Origin of the sequence: Pseudanabaena sp. lw0831 (genome assembly GCF_016584665.1) — a bacterium.
Taxonomy (GTDB): Bacteria; Cyanobacteriota; Cyanobacteriia; order Pseudanabaenales; family Pseudanabaenaceae; genus Pseudanabaena.
Genome location: NZ_BBJB01000059.1, coordinates 1 through 19319, shown reverse-complemented (window position 1 = coordinate 19319; position 19319 = coordinate 1). Strand labels below are relative to the sequence as shown.

General features: G+C 42.9%; 20 protein-coding genes. 15 read left to right on the top strand and 5 right to left on the bottom strand.

Annotated elements, in window-relative coordinates; genetic code table 11:
- Positions 1-159: 159 nt before the first annotated feature.
- From APA_RS12005 to APA_RS11995, 3 genes are all read left to right on the top strand, one after another.
- Positions 160-1914 (top strand): EamA family transporter, encoded by a 1755-nt coding sequence (locus APA_RS12005; RefSeq protein WP_201322511.1) that lies wholly within the window; start codon positions 160-162, stop codon positions 1912-1914.
- Between the two features lie 106 nt (positions 1915-2020).
- Positions 2021-2737: a hypothetical protein gene (locus tag APA_RS12000; RefSeq protein ID WP_201322510.1), complete on the top strand. Its 717-nt coding sequence runs from the start codon at positions 2021-2023 to the stop codon at positions 2735-2737.
- A 109-nt stretch (positions 2738-2846) separates the two neighbouring features.
- Positions 2847-3350, top strand: a complete 504-nt coding sequence (locus tag APA_RS11995; protein ID WP_201322509.1) for a hypothetical protein — start codon at positions 2847-2849, stop codon at positions 3348-3350.
- Between the two features lie 71 nt (positions 3351-3421).
- On the opposite strand, the gene APA_RS11990 is transcribed toward APA_RS11995, so the two are convergent.
- A complete protein-coding gene (locus APA_RS11990; protein WP_201322508.1) occupies positions 3422-3772 on the bottom strand; it encodes a hypothetical protein in 351 nt (116 codons plus the stop codon).
- Positions 3773-4085: 313 nt separating this feature from the next.
- Here APA_RS11990 and APA_RS11985 point away from each other — a divergent pair, with 313 nt between their 5' ends.
- The 3 genes from APA_RS11985 (at position 4086) to APA_RS11975 (ending at position 7232) form a co-directional block, all read left to right on the top strand.
- Positions 4086-4487: a pentapeptide repeat-containing protein gene (locus APA_RS11985; RefSeq protein ID WP_201322507.1), complete on the top strand. Its 402-nt coding sequence runs from the start codon at positions 4086-4088 to the stop codon at positions 4485-4487.
- A 151-nt stretch (positions 4488-4638) separates the two neighbouring features.
- A complete protein-coding gene (locus APA_RS11980; protein ID WP_201322506.1) occupies positions 4639-5715 on the top strand; it encodes a PIN/TRAM domain-containing protein in 1077 nt (358 codons plus the stop codon).
- Between the two features lie 80 nt (positions 5716-5795).
- On the top strand, positions 5796-7232 hold the full coding sequence (locus APA_RS11975) for a hypothetical protein (RefSeq protein WP_201322505.1): 1437 nt from the start codon (positions 5796-5798) through the stop codon (positions 7230-7232).
- A 32-nt stretch (positions 7233-7264) separates the two neighbouring features.
- Here the strand turns inward: APA_RS11975 and APA_RS11970 are convergent, their stop codons facing one another.
- Positions 7265-7732: a tetratricopeptide repeat protein gene (locus APA_RS11970; protein ID WP_201322504.1), complete on the bottom strand. Its 468-nt coding sequence runs from the start codon at positions 7730-7732 to the stop codon at positions 7265-7267.
- 272 nt (positions 7733-8004) lie between these two features.
- Here APA_RS11970 and APA_RS11965 point away from each other — a divergent pair, with 272 nt between their 5' ends.
- A complete protein-coding gene (locus tag APA_RS11965) occupies positions 8005-8343 on the top strand; it encodes a rhodanese-like domain-containing protein (protein ID WP_201322503.1) in 339 nt (112 codons plus the stop codon).
- Between the two features lie 58 nt (positions 8344-8401).
- Here APA_RS11965 and APA_RS11960 read toward each other — a convergent pair whose 3' ends face one another.
- Entirely contained in the window at positions 8402-8587 is a 186-nt protein-coding gene (locus tag APA_RS11960; protein WP_201322502.1) for a hypothetical protein, read from the bottom strand.
- A gap of 152 nt (positions 8588-8739) precedes the next feature.
- Between APA_RS11960 and APA_RS11955 the strand changes: the two genes are divergently transcribed.
- From APA_RS11955 to APA_RS11920, 8 genes are all read left to right on the top strand, one after another.
- Entirely contained in the window at positions 8740-10089 is a 1350-nt protein-coding gene (locus APA_RS11955; protein ID WP_201322501.1) for an anthranilate synthase component I, read from the top strand.
- A gap of 93 nt (positions 10090-10182) precedes the next feature.
- Positions 10183-10902, top strand: a complete 720-nt coding sequence (gene purC / locus APA_RS11950; RefSeq protein ID WP_201322500.1) for a phosphoribosylaminoimidazolesuccinocarboxamide synthase — start codon at positions 10183-10185, stop codon at positions 10900-10902.
- Positions 10903-11222: 320 nt separating this feature from the next.
- Positions 11223-13238 (top strand): BamA/TamA family outer membrane protein, encoded by a 2016-nt coding sequence (locus tag APA_RS11945; protein WP_201322499.1) that lies wholly within the window; start codon positions 11223-11225, stop codon positions 13236-13238.
- Positions 13239-13240: 2 nt separating this feature from the next.
- Entirely contained in the window at positions 13241-14068 is an 828-nt protein-coding gene (gene lpxC, locus APA_RS11940) for a UDP-3-O-acyl-N-acetylglucosamine deacetylase (protein ID WP_201322498.1), read from the top strand.
- 59 nt (positions 14069-14127) lie between these two features.
- Positions 14128-14634, top strand: a complete 507-nt coding sequence (gene fabZ, locus APA_RS11935; RefSeq protein ID WP_201322497.1) for a 3-hydroxyacyl-ACP dehydratase FabZ — start codon at positions 14128-14130, stop codon at positions 14632-14634.
- Positions 14635-14732: 98 nt separating this feature from the next.
- Positions 14733-15551 (top strand): acyl-ACP--UDP-N-acetylglucosamine O-acyltransferase, encoded by an 819-nt coding sequence (gene lpxA, locus APA_RS11930; protein WP_201322496.1) that lies wholly within the window; start codon positions 14733-14735, stop codon positions 15549-15551.
- A 440-nt stretch (positions 15552-15991) separates the two neighbouring features.
- Positions 15992-16321 (top strand): Mo-dependent nitrogenase C-terminal domain-containing protein, encoded by a 330-nt coding sequence (locus APA_RS11925; protein WP_201322495.1) that lies wholly within the window; start codon positions 15992-15994, stop codon positions 16319-16321.
- A gap of 82 nt (positions 16322-16403) precedes the next feature.
- Complete coding sequence (locus APA_RS11920) at positions 16404-17672, top strand: hypothetical protein (RefSeq protein ID WP_201322494.1); 1269 nt, start codon at positions 16404-16406, stop codon at positions 17670-17672.
- A 109-nt stretch (positions 17673-17781) separates the two neighbouring features.
- Here APA_RS11920 and APA_RS11915 read toward each other — a convergent pair whose 3' ends face one another.
- Positions 17782-18762, bottom strand: a complete 981-nt coding sequence (locus tag APA_RS11915; protein ID WP_201322493.1) for a serine hydrolase — start codon at positions 18760-18762, stop codon at positions 17782-17784.
- A gap of 6 nt (positions 18763-18768) precedes the next feature.
- Positions 18769-19319: IS630 family transposase (locus APA_RS11910; protein ID WP_201320743.1), on the bottom strand; the 551-nt coding region annotated here is incomplete at its 5' end.

Below are 19319 nucleotides of genomic sequence, written 5' to 3'. Positions count from 1 at the left end.
TTTTTGGGTTTTACGACAAAACAAAATATGTCATATGCTCAAATTAGTGTTATAAAGTTCGCAAACTAGACGCAACAAATTAAGCCAATTAGAAAATTAGTGCCAAACTTAGTCCCTAACGTTATTTCAGATGGCATTGTTACGAGGTGATTTCTTAAAATGGAGAGCAACAATATTCGTAATAGTTCTTACGAGCAGACCCTCGCGGGAGTCACCAAGGACTTGTCAGATCTGCGGGCAAATATCTTGGGCAAGCTCAGCCGCGAAATTTTGATTTTGCAAGCCCAAAAAAATGCCCTAACAGATGATATTCAACGTCTCCAGTCTCAACGCAAAGAGCTAGAGGTATTAACTGTTGCTCAGCAAGGGATGAATCAACAAGAAATCCAGCGCCAGCAATGGATCGAGCAACTTGCCCAAGCGATTACTTATCATCTTAAAAATGATGTGATCGTCACTAACTCAAAGGTGCTTAGCGATCACTCCGAGAATTTTGAGCAGCTAATGCTTAATCTTGATGGCGCTATTCGTGCAACATTCCAGTCCTTACAACGGGATGTGGATACCTATCAGCGCGATCTTGACGATCAGATGCAACGCATGTACACACAGAGACAGCAAGGCGAGCTAATGCTCTCTGCACTTGTTGAAAGAATTGATGAATATTTGCGGCGATCTTCGGGCGATCGCTCTGGCGGGGGAAATATAGGGGGAAATCCACCAATCAACTTCACGGGGACATCTGGTTTTGCGGGGGCGATCGGTACCAATGGCAATAGCACAGCACCTACTACCCCCAACGGCAACGGTAATTATAGCCAAATTCAGATCCCCACATTTAATAGTAGTCAGTTTAGGCAATATGACCAAAATGATACTCGCCCCTATGCAGGCGATCCTACTGAACCATTTAACTCTTTAGAATCAGCTCCTCCCGTAGCTCAACCAGCTAAGCGTCTTAATGATTGGTGGATTGGATTTGTATTGGTTTTGGGCGCTTCGGTGGTTTTATCCCTACAAAATATTTTGGTAAGGATAATTTTCTCCAACTCCAGTATTTTCGGGCTATTTAATTTTGGTGGATTAATTCAAGCGACCGTCCCTAACTCTTTTATGTTGTTGCTCTTGCGAATGCTATTTGCCACACCGATTATGTGGATAGTTGCTAAGTTTATTTTTCGGGTGGATGTATTACGTGACTTTCAGCAATTACTCACCCCTAATCGCAGATTATTATTCTGGCGGGTTGCCTTTAGTGCTTTATTGCAATTCACCTCTTTTGCCTTCATTTATGTCGCTTTAGGTATCTTAAATCCAGGATTAGCTGTCACGCTCTTTTTCATCTTCCCGACGGTAACAGTTTTGCTAGCTTGGTTACTATTTGGCGATCGCCCCAGCAAGGAGCGCTGGTTAGTGATTGGGGTGATATATTTCGGCATCATGCTGACCTATAACATCTTTGGTGTAGCTAAACCTGATACATGGGGTGTGATTGCAGCGATGCTTTCAGGCATTTCTTTTGCGGGATATATCATCACCTCACAGGCTTGTTTTAAACAACTAAATCCTGTCTCGTTTACGTCAATTAACTTTGCAATTATCTTGCTCCTTTGCCTTGGTACATTACCATTCACCTTGGCTTCGATTTCTCTAAATGGCTCACTGATCTTCATGTGCTTCTTGATCGCGCTAACTACTTTAAGTGGTTATTTGCTGACCAGCTTTGGCACAAAGCTAATGGGCGCTGCCCAAGCATCTATTGTTAGCGCCAGTGGTCCCGTGTTTACAACGTTCTTAGCATTCACGATCTTGGGAAGTAAACTGGAGTTTATTCAGGTATTTGGGGTATTTCTAGTTACAGGTGGAGTCGGTTTGCTTAGTTTACAAAATATGTATAAGAGAGCTGCTAAATAAAAAAGTAAGTAAAAAGGTGAAGGGGTGCTTCGCACCCCTTCACCTTTTTGATCTAAAATCCTGTAGAGTAGCTATAGCAGTCCTTAGGGATAAAAGTGGTTAACCAGTGGTCAAAACCTCACATCATCAAGATCAAGAATCAACAACAACATCGCAAGCTCAACAATTAATGCGATCGCTTTGGCGTGGGCTAGCTCGTGAACAGGGTTTACCAGTGTGGGCTTTGTTGGCTATTTTTCTCGTGATGCTGCTGCTGTGGAATTGGCAATTAATCGCGGCAACCAGTGCGGGAATTTTTGCCATGATTGCTGTCTACATGATGCAGGACTGGAACTGGAACGCGATTTTGTGGCGCATCCAGAAATTTCTGCAAAGCCCTTATCGACTTTTACCACTATCGGTTGCGAGTGGGACGGTGACAGTTTTTCTGACCTATATGGTATTAGCAGTATGGTCAGATCAAGAAAATCATTGGTTAGCATCTGCCAACATTTTGCAGCTAGGTGCAACTCTAGGGATTTTAGTGCTTCTAGTTCGCCAAGCTTTTAGGCAATGGTTGAAGCGTCAACAAGATAATTTTGATCAACTAATTGCTCAACTTGCTGTAAATGACGATCTGGCTCGACTAATTGCCATTAAACAGATTAATCAATATGTGCAAGACAATCAGTTGCCTGTGGCTCAAGAAAGGGCGATCGTTGATTATTGTCAGATATTGCTTAATCGGGAAACAGAGACGACTATGCGTGAAGCAATCTTTGAAACTCTAGAATCTTTGCAATCGATCACTGACAAACCTGCACTCAAACGATCAATTAACTAATGTTCGGGTGGTGCTTCGCGCCACCCAAACATTGCTACTAACTAAAGTTTTAGGTGGCGCTTTGCGCCACCTAAAACTTTGATATAAAGGAAGTGTTTATTAAAGATTCATGCTAACTAAAGATCAAATTCTCGATCGCCAAGTGGCTCTATTAGTCCAAAGCACGCCTGATGCAGAGACTGCCAGCGCAGTTAGTTTGATTGCATCAGTACTGAAGGCGATCGCTCAAAATCTTAAATATACGATCTATTTCGTGATTCAAGATATTGAGGGCGGCTGGTTACTGACACCACTGAGCAATCACGATAATCCTGAACTCGAAAAGACGACGATCTATGCCTATTGCGATCGCATACCTGCCAATATTGACAGATTGAGACTAAATGATGAGCATCTCGAATGTGGAGAATACAATGTAATTGATATGCTGTTTCGGTTAATTGGCATGAAACAGGTGGACAGTATCGTATTTTTTGATCGGGCGACAGATACGCAGAATGGGATTGAAATTGCGCGTACTGATATTGAAGAGTTATGCGAGAAACAAATTAAACGCGCTCAGTTCGGGCTGCAAAAGCTCAACGAGCTGAAAAATAATGCGAATATTGCATAAAACATAAGAGGCGGCTCTTCGCGCCGCCTCTTATGTTTTATGCAATAAATTATTTAAAAGTTTTCGTTTTTTTATTCGTGGTCGATAAATCCGCACATGACTGCGCCATCGATAGAACCTTTGCCACTAACTAAACAGGCGAGATTATCTTTATGGCTCATAGTTACAATGCGATCGTAACTACGACCAGTGAGTAGATTGTCAGCGATCGCCATTACTTCAGGAGTAGTATTAACCGCAAGGATGATTTGATTGCGATTAATATCAGCATTTTCATAACGAACTTCAGTTTGAGGAGCAGTAGGACTTTGATAAAGGGCGGCGACGATCGCTGTTTGGGCATTTGCTGGTGCAGCGATCGCAAAACCTGAAATGACAAAACCCGAAATGGCTAAAAATGTGGCTACGATTGTATTTTTCATGACTGCCTCTACTCTGCTTTCTCTAAGTGCTTCCAACGAACCAGAAAACTAAACCTCTATAATTTAATTCTCTAACAAAAGTAACGATCGCTACTTCCTGCTATCAACTCAACCGACTGGATGAACTTGATTTATGAGTGATTAACTCAATAACAACATCATCTAGCTTTTTTCCATTAGAGCCAGTGATATCAGATCTCTAACCTTGTGATTGCGATCGCAACCCATAGTGATAAGTAAAGGCGGCGCTTCGTGCCGCCTTTACTTTTTAGGTTTTATACTGACAATAGACTTAACAACTAAGAACTAAAAAATGAAAACTCTAATTAATTCTTGTTTGGTGATTTCAGGACTAACTGGAGCGATCGCCTCAATTAGCTGGACACACTCAGCCTTTGCCGATCCCAACCAAGTTCGTCAAGTTTTACAAACTAGAGAATGCCAAGGTTGCGATCTTTCGCGTACAAAACTCAGTTTTGCAAATCTGAGAAATGCCAACTTACGCTATGCAAATCTGTTTTCTGCGGATCTTAAACTTGCTGATTTACGAGATGCAAACCTAATTGGCGCGATCCTTGATAAAGCCGATCTAAGAGGAGCCGATCTCACGGGTGCAGATTTGACGAGTGCTTATATGTCCGAGACTAACTTCTGTGGCGCAATCATGCCCGATGGACAAAAATCAAGCGAAGGATGCCCTAAAGCGCCAAAATAGACAATTCTCTATTGTATTTGTGTAGAATTGTATGCAAAGGCTTGAGAAAGTTTGAAAAGTATTAATTAAACTCAATTAAAGCTTTAGGCTAGAGATTATTTGAGTTGCTCTCACGTCCCTATATTTATTCGTCCAAGCGGAGTTCCGCCCTATGATTGACGCTATTATCATTTTTACATTCATCCTCGCGGGAGCTGGCACTGGTTTCCACGGTATTGATTTCCTACCATCGGATATGATCGCCAATCTCAATATCCAAAATTTACGTTGGGTAACCCTTGGAGTCGGATCTGTTGTCGGTCTAGTCGCAGGATTGATTGTCCAAAACACCTATCGCCGTGTCGAGACGAACATTCGATCAATGCCGCTTGAGACGATTTTGGGTCGGGCTGTTGGTTTGGTCTTTGGGCTACTGGTTGCTAACTTGATGCTAGCACCATTATTTTTGATACCTATTCCTAACGACTTTGACTTTATTAAGCCACTCACTGCAATTTTGGTGAGTATTATCTTTGCCTATTCAGGGATGACCCTCTCTGATACGCACGGACGTGCATTATTACGTTTGATTAATCCCAACAATGTCGAAAGCAGCCTGATCGCTGATGGCACATTGCGTACTGCTACCGCAAAGGTTCTGGATACTAGCACGGTGATTGACGGGCGGATTCAGACTTTAATGGAAACAGGCTTTTTAGAGGGGCAATTATTGATCCCCCATTTTGTGATTCAAGAATTGCAGACGATCGCTGATAGTTCTAATGATCAAAAGCGAGTACGTGGTAGAAGGGGGCTGGATATTCTCAATAACATGCGCGATCAATTTAGCGATCGCATCACGATTCATTCAGCAGATTACGAAGACTTACACACAGTCGATGCTAAATTAGTGCGCCTAGCTCAAGAGTTAAGTTGTACTTTGATTACCAATGATTACAACCTAAATAAAGTTGCAAATTTACAACAAGTTGAAGTTTTAAACATTAACGATCTTGCTCAGGCTTTGCGTCCAACCTATTTACCAGGTGACTTGATCGAAATTAAGGTGCTTAAGGAAGGAAAAGAAGCATCTCAAGGAATCGGCTATCTTGAAGATGGCACAATGGTTGTCATTGAAGAAGGTCGTGAATATCTCGGCAAGCAAATTATTGTGGTTGTCACCAGTGCTTTGCAAACTTCAGCAGGTCGGATGATATTTGCACGTCACGAAGCGATCGCCACTGTCTAGATTTTAGGGAAAAAGGAAAAAGGAAAACCCAATTTCTAATTACCAATCCCAAATTACCAATTACCAATTCCAAATTACCTATGCAAGTTTCGCCATCTCACTCACAGCGACAATTGGTGTCAGGTAAAGTCGGTTGGGGATGGAGACAGGCGACTTTGCCTATTTCTGCAAACTTTTTTTTTGCTGGGTTGTTGATTCTCATGGTGGCGATCGCTCAATTAGTGCGAATCGGAGAGTCAACTTTTTTAGAGATAGCCAGTCTTGCTTTGCTTGTGGGTTTTGGGATCGGCATATATTTAGCCAAATCAGTGGTGAATGTATGCCAACAAAATTCAGATTATCTATTTTCGCGATCGCAATTGATTGGGATTACAGCTTATTGGTTAGTTTTAATCGCAGGGATTAGTTCAACTTCAGAAACTTTTGTTAAGGGGTTTGTGGCGATTTGGTGGATTTTGCCAGCCGCTATTTTTATAGGTATCTCTGGCTCTCTAGCTTTGCGCTCAGGTAAATCTAAACCTAAAACTAAAACAACAGAGAAAAAGCAAATCCTAGAAGCGGTTAGTGCTGATGTGTTGAATGTCGTTACCTATTCTGACCAAACAGTTTTGGTCAGTCCCTCATCACTAGGTCAGCAGCCACGACAGTTTAATAGTCTGGTGTTAATCGTTTTGGGCTTTTTCTTTTGGTCAATGCTGGATTTATCTCCCAATCTGAGAGCGATCGCTGCGATCGGTTTGACCACTTCGGGAATGACAGGATTTTTTACTTGGCAAGCTCAGTTGCGATCGCCCGAAAAAGTTTTACACATAAGGTTTAGCGGCTTATGGGGAATTGCTGCGGAATATGCGATCAATGTAAAACCATTCTCATGCCTATCCATCGTCAAATTGCAGGAGGCTGGTGGAGAAATAAGCTGGATGCAGCTATCGGGAAATAATAGTGATCTCACGATCCCTTTAGCGATGACGATTTTAGCATCCAATCCTAAAGAAGGTATAAGTCAAAATGATCAGTTAGGGCAAGCCATCCGTGAGGGGTTTCACCTCGCTAAGCAAGAAACTGAGCGCGACAGTTTAGGTATGGCGAGTGTATTACTGCCTCAGGGAGCGGGGATTTTAGCAGGTACAGCATTTATCATCTTGGGAGCATTGCTATTATTTATCTTCCCTTTACCCACAAACCTATCAGCAGAGAGTGCGATCGCTTGGCTAGGCGTTTGTCTAGTTAGTCCTGAGATCGCCAGATTTTTCTTGCAACTAGTTGCTCCGAATAGTTTGCAAAGCGATCGCTCTAGCTACAGCAAAAATCATTTACAGTCATGGGAAATCGGTACGGCGATTTTATTAATTAGCGCTTTTCTGTCAACCCAACCGACCGCCAAAATCGCTCCTCTAGTCATATTTACGCAATCACTACCAATAATAACGCTCATTTTGGGATGGCTTAGCATCAGTATCGGCGTTTGCATCCTAGCCTTTGTCCGCCGTACCCCCCTTTGGAATACAAACTATTAGCCAAAAAATCGCTTTGCGATTTTTTGGCTTTTTTAATTCAACATGGCTGTACATTCGAGAATTAGTTTTTGGTTGGTGAGCGAATAGGGCTGAATTTCTAGCGCTCTGCGGAAAGTGGAGATCGCCTCGTGATAGTTACCGATCGCGGCATAGCATAAACCCAAACCGTGAACTGCCCCAAAATGATATGGATTAAGGGCGATCGCCTTCAAACAATCCTTGATTGAGCGCTTGTAATCTCCTTGCATATAAAACAAAACTGCTCGACGATTCCATGCTTCAACAAAATCTGGCTGAGCATGAATTAATTGTGTCAACATCAGCTCCGCCTGCCTGACATTGCCGCTATCTGCCATCATTTGGCTCTGTCGCAAAACTTGTAAGCCCTGCATTCCCTTCTGCATAAACCACATTTCCCACAACCCCTGAGTGGCGCGATCGCGAATACCTTCATCTTCACTTTTGAGGTCTCTCAACAATTCTTCGATGGGCTGGCTCATTAGTCTAAACAAATAAATTTATACTATGCAAATACTCCCTTCCCAGTGAATAATTAGTGGTGCTCGGCTTTGCCGAGCACCACTAATTATTCACTTTATAACGCCTATTCTTAAGGTTGGAAGAGAATAATTTTTGAAGAGCCTTGCTTTGCAAAATTCTTCAAAAACTATCTGGGGTTACTTTGATGACAAAGCTCAATCATCTAAAGTTTGAACTAAAAGTGGGACTTATGTTAGTTTTTTAACTCATACCTAAGAGATATTTTGCCCGTATGTCTATCATACAAATTACTGTCCAAGAGCTAGCCGAACGTTTGGCTGGTGATCGCCAAGATTTACAACTGATCGACGTGCGAGAACGTGATGAGGTGAAGGTTGCTGCGATCGCTGATTTTACGATCTTACCTCTGAGTGAATATGGAGAATGGGCAGTAGATTTTAAGGAGAAATTTGATCCACACATGGAGACATTAGTGCTCTGCCATCATGGGATGAGATCGGCGCAAATGTGTCAATGGTTGGTCAATCAAGGCTTTACTAACGTCAAAAATATTGGTGGAGGCATTGATGCCTATGCCTATGTGGTTGAGCCAAGCATGTCAAAGTACTAAGGCTTAAAACCCAACAAAGTAAAGCGCCCGCGCAGCGGGCGCTTTACTTTGTTGGGTTTTAGTTTGCAGTCAAAAAGGGAATGCTGAAAAATACTGCTAAGCCGATCACTGAAACAATACTGGTGGCGATCGTGATAACAATGAACTTGCGATCGCTAGCACCATAGAACTTATTTGGCAGCGAACTTGCCAATACCATTAGCCCAATCAAGACGAGAATCCCAATAAACAGGTTGCGATTCATAGCTTTTGCTGATGTTTTTACTCAGATTTGGTGATGTCTCTCAGTATGTCATTAAAAATTTGCGCTTTCGTCGAACAGACATTAAAAATAGGGCGGCGGCGCTTAGCACCGTCTCCCTATAATGTATCCGTACTAAATTATTAAATCTCTTTATGACTGATTGGGTGTGGCTTCAGCGATCGCTACCTGAAAATATGACAGGTGCAGATCTATGGGAATCGCTCTATGCAGACGAACCGATTACAGTTCTACTAGAAAGTCCAGCCACAGTCCCTTCAAAATTAGCAAGATATTCGATCGCAGCAGGAAAACCGCGACAGGTCTGGACTCCTGAGGTTGGAGATATTCTGCCATGTCTCGAAAAATTGCGATCGCAGATGCAATATTCTCAAGTTTCTAATTCTGGTTTACCCAATTATTTACCATTCACAGGCGGATATTTAGGTTGGTTAGGCTATGACCTCGCTTGGGAAATTGAGCGATTGCCCTATACCAAATCAGACACGTTGCCATTCCCAGTTGCTTTTTGGTATGAGCCATCTAGCTTTGCGGTGATCGATCATCAGACTGAAAATATTTGGCTAGCGGCTAGCGATCATCACGAATTAGCAGAACTAAGCGATCTCTTAAGCAAAGGATTTTCTCGGACAAACCAAACTTTGTTCCTGCCTTCGGCAGGAACAAAGTTTACTTGTAAACCAGATCAACAAGGCTATGAAGCCATGGTAAATAAGGCAAAACAGCATATTTATGCTGGTGATATTTTTCAGGCGAATCTCTCAATGCGGTTTGGCTACCCTTGGGCATCAGACGGATGGAAACTTTACCGCCATTTACAAAAAATTAATCCATCGCCTTTTGCCAGCTATTGGCGTACAACTTGGGGTGAAGTAATTAGCGTTTCCCCTGAGCGCCTAGTCAGCTTGCGCGATCGCCAAGCCGAAACCCGACCGATCGCAGGCACAAGACCACGCGGTAAAACTGAACAGCAAGATCTCGAATTTGAGCGCGAATTACTTGCCTGTACCAAAGAGCAAGCCGAACATATTATGCTGGTTGACCTTGAGCGCAATGACCTCGGACGAGTCTGTGAATGGGGCAGCATAAAAGTCGATGAATTATTAGCAATCGAGCAATACAGTCACGTTATGCATCTTGTTAGTAATGTCGTGGGGACATTACGCAGCGATCGCACCTTTGTCGATCTCATTCGCGCCACTTTCCCAGGAGGGACAATTACTGGCTGCCCCAAAGTGCGCTGTATGGAAATCGTCGAAAGATTGGAGCCGCAGCGTCGCAGTTTGTTTTATGGCTCCTGTGGCTATATTGATCGACGCGGCAATATGGATCTGAATATTCTGATTCGGACGTTGCTCAAAACTGATAATCATATCTGGGGACAGGTCGGTGCAGGAATAGTCGCTGATAGTATTAGCGATCGCGAATGGCGCGAATCTTTGCAAAAAGCTCAGGCTCAGTTAGCAGCACTAGGCTTAACTTAACCCACCATAGATTTGCAGCGCTTTACGCTGCAAATCTATGGTGGGGTTTGCGATCCTATAGAATACATAAGCAACTACTATCGCAATATATCCATGATTGGAACCAAGCTTTACGAAGGCAAAGCCAAAATTCTGTTTACGACAGATGATCCTAATATTTTGCTGTCGCGTTACAAAGACGACGCAACCGCCTTCAATGCTCTTAAAAAAGGCACGATCGTTAACAAAGGAGAAATGAACTGCGCGATCGCCTCGCATATTTTTCAGTATCTGGAAACCCAAGGGCTTGCTACACACTTCATTAAGCAAGTCTCACCTAACGAGATGCAAGTTGTTGCCGTTAAGATTTTGCCAATTGAAGTTGTCGTCCGCAATATTGCCGCAGGAAGTATTTGCAAACGTCTTGGTTTAGAACAAGGTCAACCCCTCAAAATGCCCCTTGTCGAATTTTTCTATAAAAATGATGACCTTGGCGATCCGCTGATTACCGATGCCCATGTTGCCATGCTCGACCTTGCTACACCTGAACAAGTTGCCCAACTCAAACTTCTAGCTCTAGATATTAATCAGCATCTACAAACATTTTTTGATCGCTGTAATTTGCTCCTTGTTGATTTTAAGGTGGAAATTGGCGTTGATGCTGATGGTCGCTTACTATTAGCCGATGAAATTAGCCCTGATACTTGTCGCCTCTGGGATAAAGCGATCGCTGACCCAACTGCTCGGATCATGGACAAAGATCGCTTTCGCCAAGATCTTGGTAATATTGCAGAAGCATATCAAGAGGTAATGAAACGAGTCTTGGAAAATTAAAATTTTGGCACTGAGCGTGGCTTTTAGTGTCGTCATCACCAGTTCGACTGATTACATATGATGTAACCGATGAATATACTAAATAAATGTAATGCCAATTCTTAAAATAGCGTTGCTATTTTAAGAATTTAAAACCCTTACTGGGTTTGGTTTTTAATTCTCGAAAGTGCGGTCACACTTTCGAGAATTGGTATAAGACTCTAGCAATATGGGGATATTGAAAGTTATAGTAATTTATTACTAGTGGAATAAATCTCCTGTTTGTATTTGATCGTTAATAGTTTCGTGTTAATAAATTCTGTAGGTGTTTGGAAGACTTTATGCGTATAAACTTGCTCGTATTCACAGCCATTGCCGCATCCAGCACGTTACTGACAAGTCCTTTGCTGGCACAGGCTGCTCCTTCAAGGCAAGAGATTGCTCAAGCGCCAACTCCGCAGCCAACCACTCCTCCAGCCTCTGAAAAGCCTGCTCAGCCAAGCACGCCAATCCCCCCCACAACACCGCCTAGTACATCCCCGACTTTCACTCTACCCTCTACCACACCTGCCCCAGCAACCACACCTGAAACTCAAGTGCTAGTGGGAGAAGTTGCCATTAAAACGCCAGAAGGGCAACCTCCATTACCGCCTGAACTGGAGCAAAGAATTTACGATGCGATCGTCACAAAACCAGGGCGGACAGTAACTCGTACCCAACTCCAATCAGACATCAACGCTGTATTTGCCACAGGCTTTTTCTCAAATGTGCAAGCAGAGCCAGAAGATACAGATATAGGTGTGCGTGTAACCTTCTTTGTCTTGCCAAATCCCGTTCTCAAATCCGTTAACACAGAAGGGACAAAAGTCTTAGAAGCAGGTGTAGTTGATCGGATCTTTGGTTCACAGGTTGGTAAAATCACGAATCTTAAAGATATTCAAACAGGGGTTAAAGAACTTGAGAAATACTACCAAGATAAGGGCTATGTCCTAGCTCAGATTGTTGATATCAAGGCAACTCCTGACGGAAATATTAATCTAGTCGTTTCTGAAGGTGTGATCGAAGACATTAAAGTTGCCTTTATCAATGAAGATGGCAAAACCGTAGACAAAGAAGGTAAACCAGTCGCTGGTACGACTCGCGACTTTATCATTACCCGTGAGCTGACGGTTAAAGAAGGTGAAATCTTCAATAAGAATACAGTTCAGAGTGATTTACAAAAGGTCTTTGCTCTCGGTTTATTTGAGGATCTGAACATTGGCCTTGCTCCTGGCACAGATCCACGCAAAGTGATTGTGACTGTTAACGTTAAAGAACGCAATACAGGCTCGATCGCCGCAGGCGCAGGTTTAAGTTCATCAACAGGCTTATTCGGTACAGTCAGTTTTCAACAGCAAAACCTTGGTGGTAACAACCAAAAGCTAGGTTTAGATATTCAGGTTGGTGAACGCGAATTACTATTTGACCTCAACTTCACCGATCCTTGGCTTGCAGGTGACCCGAATCGGACTTCCTTCACAGCTAATATTTTTAACCGCAGTTTGTTTAGCTATATTTTTGACACCCCAATTGGGATTGGTGTTAATAACAATAGTCCTCGCATCAACCGACTAGGCACGGGTTTTAGCTTCTCTAGACCTTTAGGAGCTGCCACAACTGCCTCATTGGGCTTGCGCTTTGAAAGAGTCAGTATTACTGATAGCAGCAATAATGCCATCTCGGCAACCGACTCACTAGGTAATCCGCTCTCTGCTAGTGGCACTGGACAAGATGACTTGCTACTGCTGCAATTTGCCTATGCCACCGATCAGCGCGACAATCCGATTAAGCCATCCTCTGGTTCTGTATTTCGGATTGCCACTGAGCAGTCGATCCCCATTGGTTTAGGTTCTGTTTTCTTAAATCGGGTTCGCGCTAGCTACAGTTATTTCATGCCTGTGAAGTTCTTGAATTTCTCTGAAGGCAATCAGACGCTTGCATTTAACATTCAAGCTGGCACTGTAATCGGCACTTTACCTCCCTACGAAGCATTTCAACTCGGTGGTAGTAACTCAGTACGCGGCTGGGATGAAGGCAAAATTGGAAGCGGTCGTAGTTTTGGTATCTTTTCTGCGGAATATCGTTTCCCTGTTTTTAATATAGTTGGTGGAGTTCTGTTCTTCGACTATGGTACTGACTTAGGCTCAGCCTCATCCGTGCCTGGCAATCCTGCGGGAGCACGAAATAAACCAGGTAATGGCGCAGGCTATGGCATTGGGGTGCGAGTACAATCACCTCTGGGTTCGATCAGAGTGGACTATGGTATCGGCTCAAATGGCGGCACGCAGTTTAGCTTTGGTCTAGGAGAAAAATTCTAGTCATGCTCTACCAACAGACGATCGCCGCCCCATTTTCGTTGTCGGGGATTGGATTGCATAGTGGCGAGCAAGTTTCTGTGACTGTTAGTCCTGCGCCCATCGACGCAGGTCGCTATTTTGTTTACGGTGAGTCAAGGATACCTGCGGATACGACTGTAGTGTCGGCTTCGCAACTATCAACTGAATTACGTCAAAATGGGACAGGTGTTCGCACGGTTGAGCATCTGCTGTCGGCTTTGTTCGGTATGGGTGTGCATAATGCCTGTATTGAACTCGATCGCCCTGAATTACCGATTCTCGATGGCTCAGCATTGCCTTGGGTTGAGGCGATCGCTAAAGTTGGCATCGAGACGCAAATAGAGGGCGATCGCGTAATTCCTTTAGCTGAAACTATCACAGTCAGCAAAGGTGATAGCTTTGTCACTGCCATCCCGTCAGATACATTGCGCTTTACCTACGGCATCGAATATCCAACTAAGGCAATCGGTGAGCAGTGGTTTAGTTGGTCGCCAGCGATCAATAATTTTAGCGAAAGATTTGTTGAGGAAGTAGCCCCTGCTAGAACTTTTACGCTTGCCGCATATATTGACCAAGCTCGTGCAGCAGGGTTGATTAAGGGCGGCAGTCTGGAAAATGCCCTCGTTTGTGATGCCGATCGCTGGATCAATCCACCTCTACGTTTTGACGATGAACCATGTCGTCATAAACTTTTAGATCTCATTGGTGACCTAAGCTTGCTAGGATTTTTACCGAGGGCACATATTCTTGCGTATAAAGCTAGTCATAACCTTCATGCTGAATTTGCGATCGCCTTAGCTAAAAAGCTATAGCCACACAAAGCGTTAGCCAGACAAATCATTGACCTTCTATGCAAAATTATTAGTTAAATATGTCAATTTTGACCGAAGAACCCACCATAAATAGTTCTGAGTTGAATACTGATGAGGAAAATAGCACCCCCAGTCAGATTTTGATGATCGAAGATATTCAGAAATTATTACCCCACCGCTATCCATTTCTGTTAGTTGATCGCATTATTAATTTTGTACCGAACAAATCCGCTACAGGAATTAAAAATGTCACCTTTAACGAACCATTCTTTCAAGGTCATTTCCCTGATCGCCCGATCATGCCTGGCGTGTTAATTGTTGAGGCGATGGCGCAAGTAGGCGGTATTGTCTTAAGACACTTACCAGGTATGGAAAATCAACTGTCACTATTTGCAGGCATTGATAAAGTCCGATTCCGTCGTCCTGTAGTTCCTGGCGATCGCCTAACTATTACCACTGAGCTATTAGTTTCACGCAAGCGTTTTGGTAAGATGCATGGGCGTGCAGAAGTCGATGGTCAATTAGCCTGCGAGGGTGAATTGATGTTTTCATTAGTTAATCTTTAATCTTTTATCTCTAGTTTCAAATTTTAATTTGTCATCTGGCGATCCAAGCGATCGCAAATCCAGCGATCTAACTTAGTATCAAGCGAGCCAAACTTTTTATGCCTGTGTCTCATGCGCCTGTGTCTGAATTTATTCACCCGACAGCCATAGTGCATCCTGATGCCCAACTACATCCGACTGTTAAAGTTGGAGCTTATGCTGTCATCGGTGAACAGGTCAAAATTGGCTCTCATTCTGTCATTGGACATCATGCCATTGTCGAAGGGAGAACTGAAATCGGCGATCGCAACCAAATTTATCCAGGGGCGGCGATCGGATTGGATTCTCAAGACTTGAAATATTCGGGTGCTGATAGCCTCGTCCGCATCGGTAATGACAATCGCATCCGCGAGTATGTCACCATCAATCGAGCCAATGAAGCTGATGAAGTTACCTATGTTGGTAACGGTAACTTGTTAATGGCTTATGTCCATGTGGGGCATAATTGCGAAATCGAAGATCGAGTGATTATTGCTAATGGTGTGGCTCTGGCTGGACATGTGCATATTGAACCCAATGCCAGAATCAGTGGTGTGTTAGGTGTACATCAGTTTGTGCGCATTGGTAGGCTATCGATGGTGGGCGGTATGAGCCGCATCGAGCGAGATGTGCCTCCCTATACTCTAGTTGAGGGAAATCCTTCTCGTGTAAGAACTCTTAATCGTGTTGGGATGGATCGTGCTGGACTAGATGCAGGCACTCAACAAGCCCTAAAGACGGCTTTTCGATTGCTATATCATCAGGATCTGACCCTAGTTGAAGCTCTTGAGAAGCTAGTTACGCTTGTCGATAATCCTCATGTTCAACATTTGCGCCAATTTTTACAAGATTCGATCACTCTTTCTAAGCGACGCGGTCCAATTCCCCGCCGTATTTAATTACGACAAACCCAAAAAGGATGAGGCGGCGCGATGTACCACCTCATCCTTTTTGGGTTTTACATCAAGCAAGAAAATTTTAAAGTGTTGCTTCGCAACACTTTAAAATTTTCTTGCTTCGGGTTTGATCGCAAAGTGCTGTAAATAAGTTGTTTGCGATCGCCTATACAGACAAATGGGTATGTTCTAAATTATCAAGGTCATAGAAAAATTCTTATCATTCTTTTTGTATATGAGTAGATGGACATAATTAATTACAAAACCAAACCCCTAAGCTTTCGCTCCGCGGGGGCGCAACTTTACGGGTTTGAGTAATTACAATCTCATACATAAGAATGAATAATGTATTTTCTGAACTCTATTTAAAGCAATTATGTTAAGATTAGTAACGTAAATGTTTTAAATGTACACACTCTATTTTGAGAGAGCGTTTGGTAAACATGTCAAGTATTAACAGCACTGGATTTGGCGGGGAAAACTCATATATCGGCAGACCTCAACCCAAAGTAACCTTCGATCTACTAAAACCTTTGCGCCAGAAAATCGACAGCTTTGAAATTCAGAAATCACAAACGGCTCATCGCATCGCGAAACTAATTCCAGCTCAATGCCCATTTGAGCGCACTATTAAAATCCTTGGTCATGTGATTATCAATATTCCACCACTTTGTAAACTCAATCCCCTCTACGACGAATTTGTTTTCCTACGATTTCGGGCGCTATGTTTTTTAGTTGATCAATGTGGAGAAGATATTAGTTCTTATTGCTAAAGCAATTTCTTAAGGCATACGAGAAAAACAAATGATGTAAGCTTGGCTTGCATCATTTGTTTTTTTGCAAGAGAACTTGGATATGAAAAAAAGAATGCAGTGGATATGGCGAACCGCGATCGCTATATTGATCATTTGTTTAATTTCTATATCAGCGATCGCTTTGCAGCCGAGTAACGCTGCGATCGCGCCATTACCCGATCCCTATCTCACCACGGGAAAACTTACTGAAGGAGAAAAAGTCTTTAAAGATTATTTAAAAAATAATGACAAAGATGACAAAGCTCGTTTTGGCTTAGGCGTAATCCAATTTATGAGCGGTACTGAGCGACTAATGCAGTCGCTCTACCGCTATGGCATGATCCAAAACCCCGTAAGTGGTGCGGTTCCTTTCTTTCGATTACCTGTTCCGACCAATCCCAAACCGCAAACATTAACCTACGATGGACTTCAGCAAGTTTTTCAGGGCTGGATTGACGATCTGGCTACAGTGCGTACTACCCTCGAACCGATCAAAGATCAAAATCTCAAACTAGCATTACGTTTAGGGCTAATCCGTTTAGATTTTGATGGCAATGGCAAGGCTGATGACAAAGAAATGTTGTGGCAGATTTTTAATGCCGTGACGGGCGCAAGGGTTACTGAAAAAGATGCACAGCAATTTTTAATCGCATTTGATCGCGGTGATGCTTTGTGGCTACAGGGCTATACCCATGTATTAGGTGCGATGGGCGAATTTTTGCGAGCCTATGATAGCCGAGAGTTGTTTGCTGCTTGCGCTCATTTATTCTTCCAAAATGTGGATACACCTCATAAGTTTTTACTAATACGACCAAAGAAGACTGATGAGTATTCCTTCAACATTTTTGATCCTCTAGATTTGGTCTCGGCTGTCCATCTATTTAAATTACCTCTGGTGGAGCCGCAACGCATGACAACAATTCTTAATCACATGAAGTCGGTGATTAGCCTGAGTCGTGAGTCGTGGAAATCGATTTTGGCGGAAACAGATAGCGATCGCGAATGGGTTCCTAATCCTAAGCAATTGTCAGTAATTCCACAGGTGCGTGTTACTGATGAAATGGTTAAATCTTGGCTAAAATCTCTGGATGAAATTGCCATGATTCTTGATGGCAAAAAGAATATTCCGTTCTGGCGAGATGAGAAATTGAGCATTGATTTTGCTCGAATTTTTACAGAACCGCGTGCATTTGACCTAGTATCATGGGTTCAAGGTACTGCGGCTACTCCCTATCTTGAGAAAGGAACTACTACTGATGCTCGTGTTTGGAATGAGATGCTAAATGCTTTTGGTAGCAATCTATTTGGCTTTGTAGTTTGGTTTAATTGAGAATCTCTACATAGCTTCAATAGCCATGCAAATTTTGCCTCGGCTCCAAAAAAAGGCAGCACTTCGTGCTGTCTTTTTTGTGAGCCGACGCTCACTTCTATTTTTATGGTCATTGCAGGAGCGTATCAATTACCCCCTTGTACAGATTCGCTAGCTTAGTCTCGCTTACAGGCATATTATGATTCCATGTGGTTGAAACACAATAGGATTGACCACTTTTAGACTGAAGTAGAGTTGTGAAGTTCAGTACACCTGCATCCGAGCCACCTTTAAAAGAAACCTTTGCCCATGATTTTGGATCGGCTATTCCAGGATTGTATGACATTAGCGGTAAGTCGGCGACATCCTCGATTAAAGAACATAACTCACGGACTGTGAAAGTCCATTCAATATCCAGTGCAATCTTGGGGTTGTTTACAAAGTCTGAGATGTCAGGTAGTTCTTGCTGTGAGATTTCTTCCAATATCCTTGAGCGATCGCTAGTATTAGCAAGTCGATATTTTTTCAACAGTTCGGTGTTTTTGGAGCCTCGTAATGTAAATACTTCGCGAGTTTTAAGGAATGGACGATTGCGAGGGGCGAAACGTTCTACTTCCTTTTTGCCAACAAGATCGATTAGTGTATCGGTGGCAGTGTTATCGCTGAGGGAAATCATCAAGCTTGCGAGAGTTTGTACGGTTAAGAGTGAGCCTGCTGACCAATCTTGCAAAATCCCTGTGGGGAAGCTCTGTTGTTTTGCTTGAAGAGCTACTACTTGACCCCAAGTGACTTTCCCCTCAGCAATTTGATTTTTGAGAACCTTGAGAACTGCCAATTTAAAGGCTGAGCCAACTGCCATCGGATCGTCGGCACGGATTCCAGCACGTTGCATTTTGCCTTCCATTACAAGTAGGCTAACATCCCCTTCTAATGTTTTAAAGCTGGATACAGCTTGCTCAAAAGTTTGTTGATGTTTAGCCAAGAAGATAGCGGTGATTTTTCCTGCTGGATTGAGTTTGATCTTGACAGGAATATTGCCCCGATCGCAAATTGCTAAATAGATGACATCTTGACCTTGAACTTGTTTGCAGTTACCAACTGAGCTTTGCATAAGTAGTTAAGCAAAATTAATTACATATTTTGAACCAAACTCTCGAAGAACTTTTTCAACATATGAGACTAAACTTTCCCAAGATTCATATGCATTTAGTTCAATCCACTCATATTTCATAAACCGCCATAAAATTTCAATCAAGTTTAACTGGGGACTATAAGGAGGCAACAGAAAAATCTCGACTTGCTGACTTTTCCACTCCTCCAGTTTTTCATTAATCATTTGACTGGTGTGAATAGAGGCTTTATCCATAACAATCACAGTAGGCTTGGTAGATTGGCGAGCAAAGTCATCAATACAAGCGAGAATGACTGCACTGGTGATACTACGTTCAAAAACATAAGCAGATAAGTCATTGTTTCGATTCATCAACCCCACGACATTTAACCGCTTACTACGTTGACTGGGTAGGCTTAAACCCAGTCCTTTCTCTTGCCAAGCATAGGGAATCGGTGGAGTCAAAGAAAAGCCACTTTCATCAAGATATCGCAAATCGATTTTGCCCTGCATTTCCTGTTCAAGCAATTCGGTGAGTTGTTGCTGTTTCTCTCTAT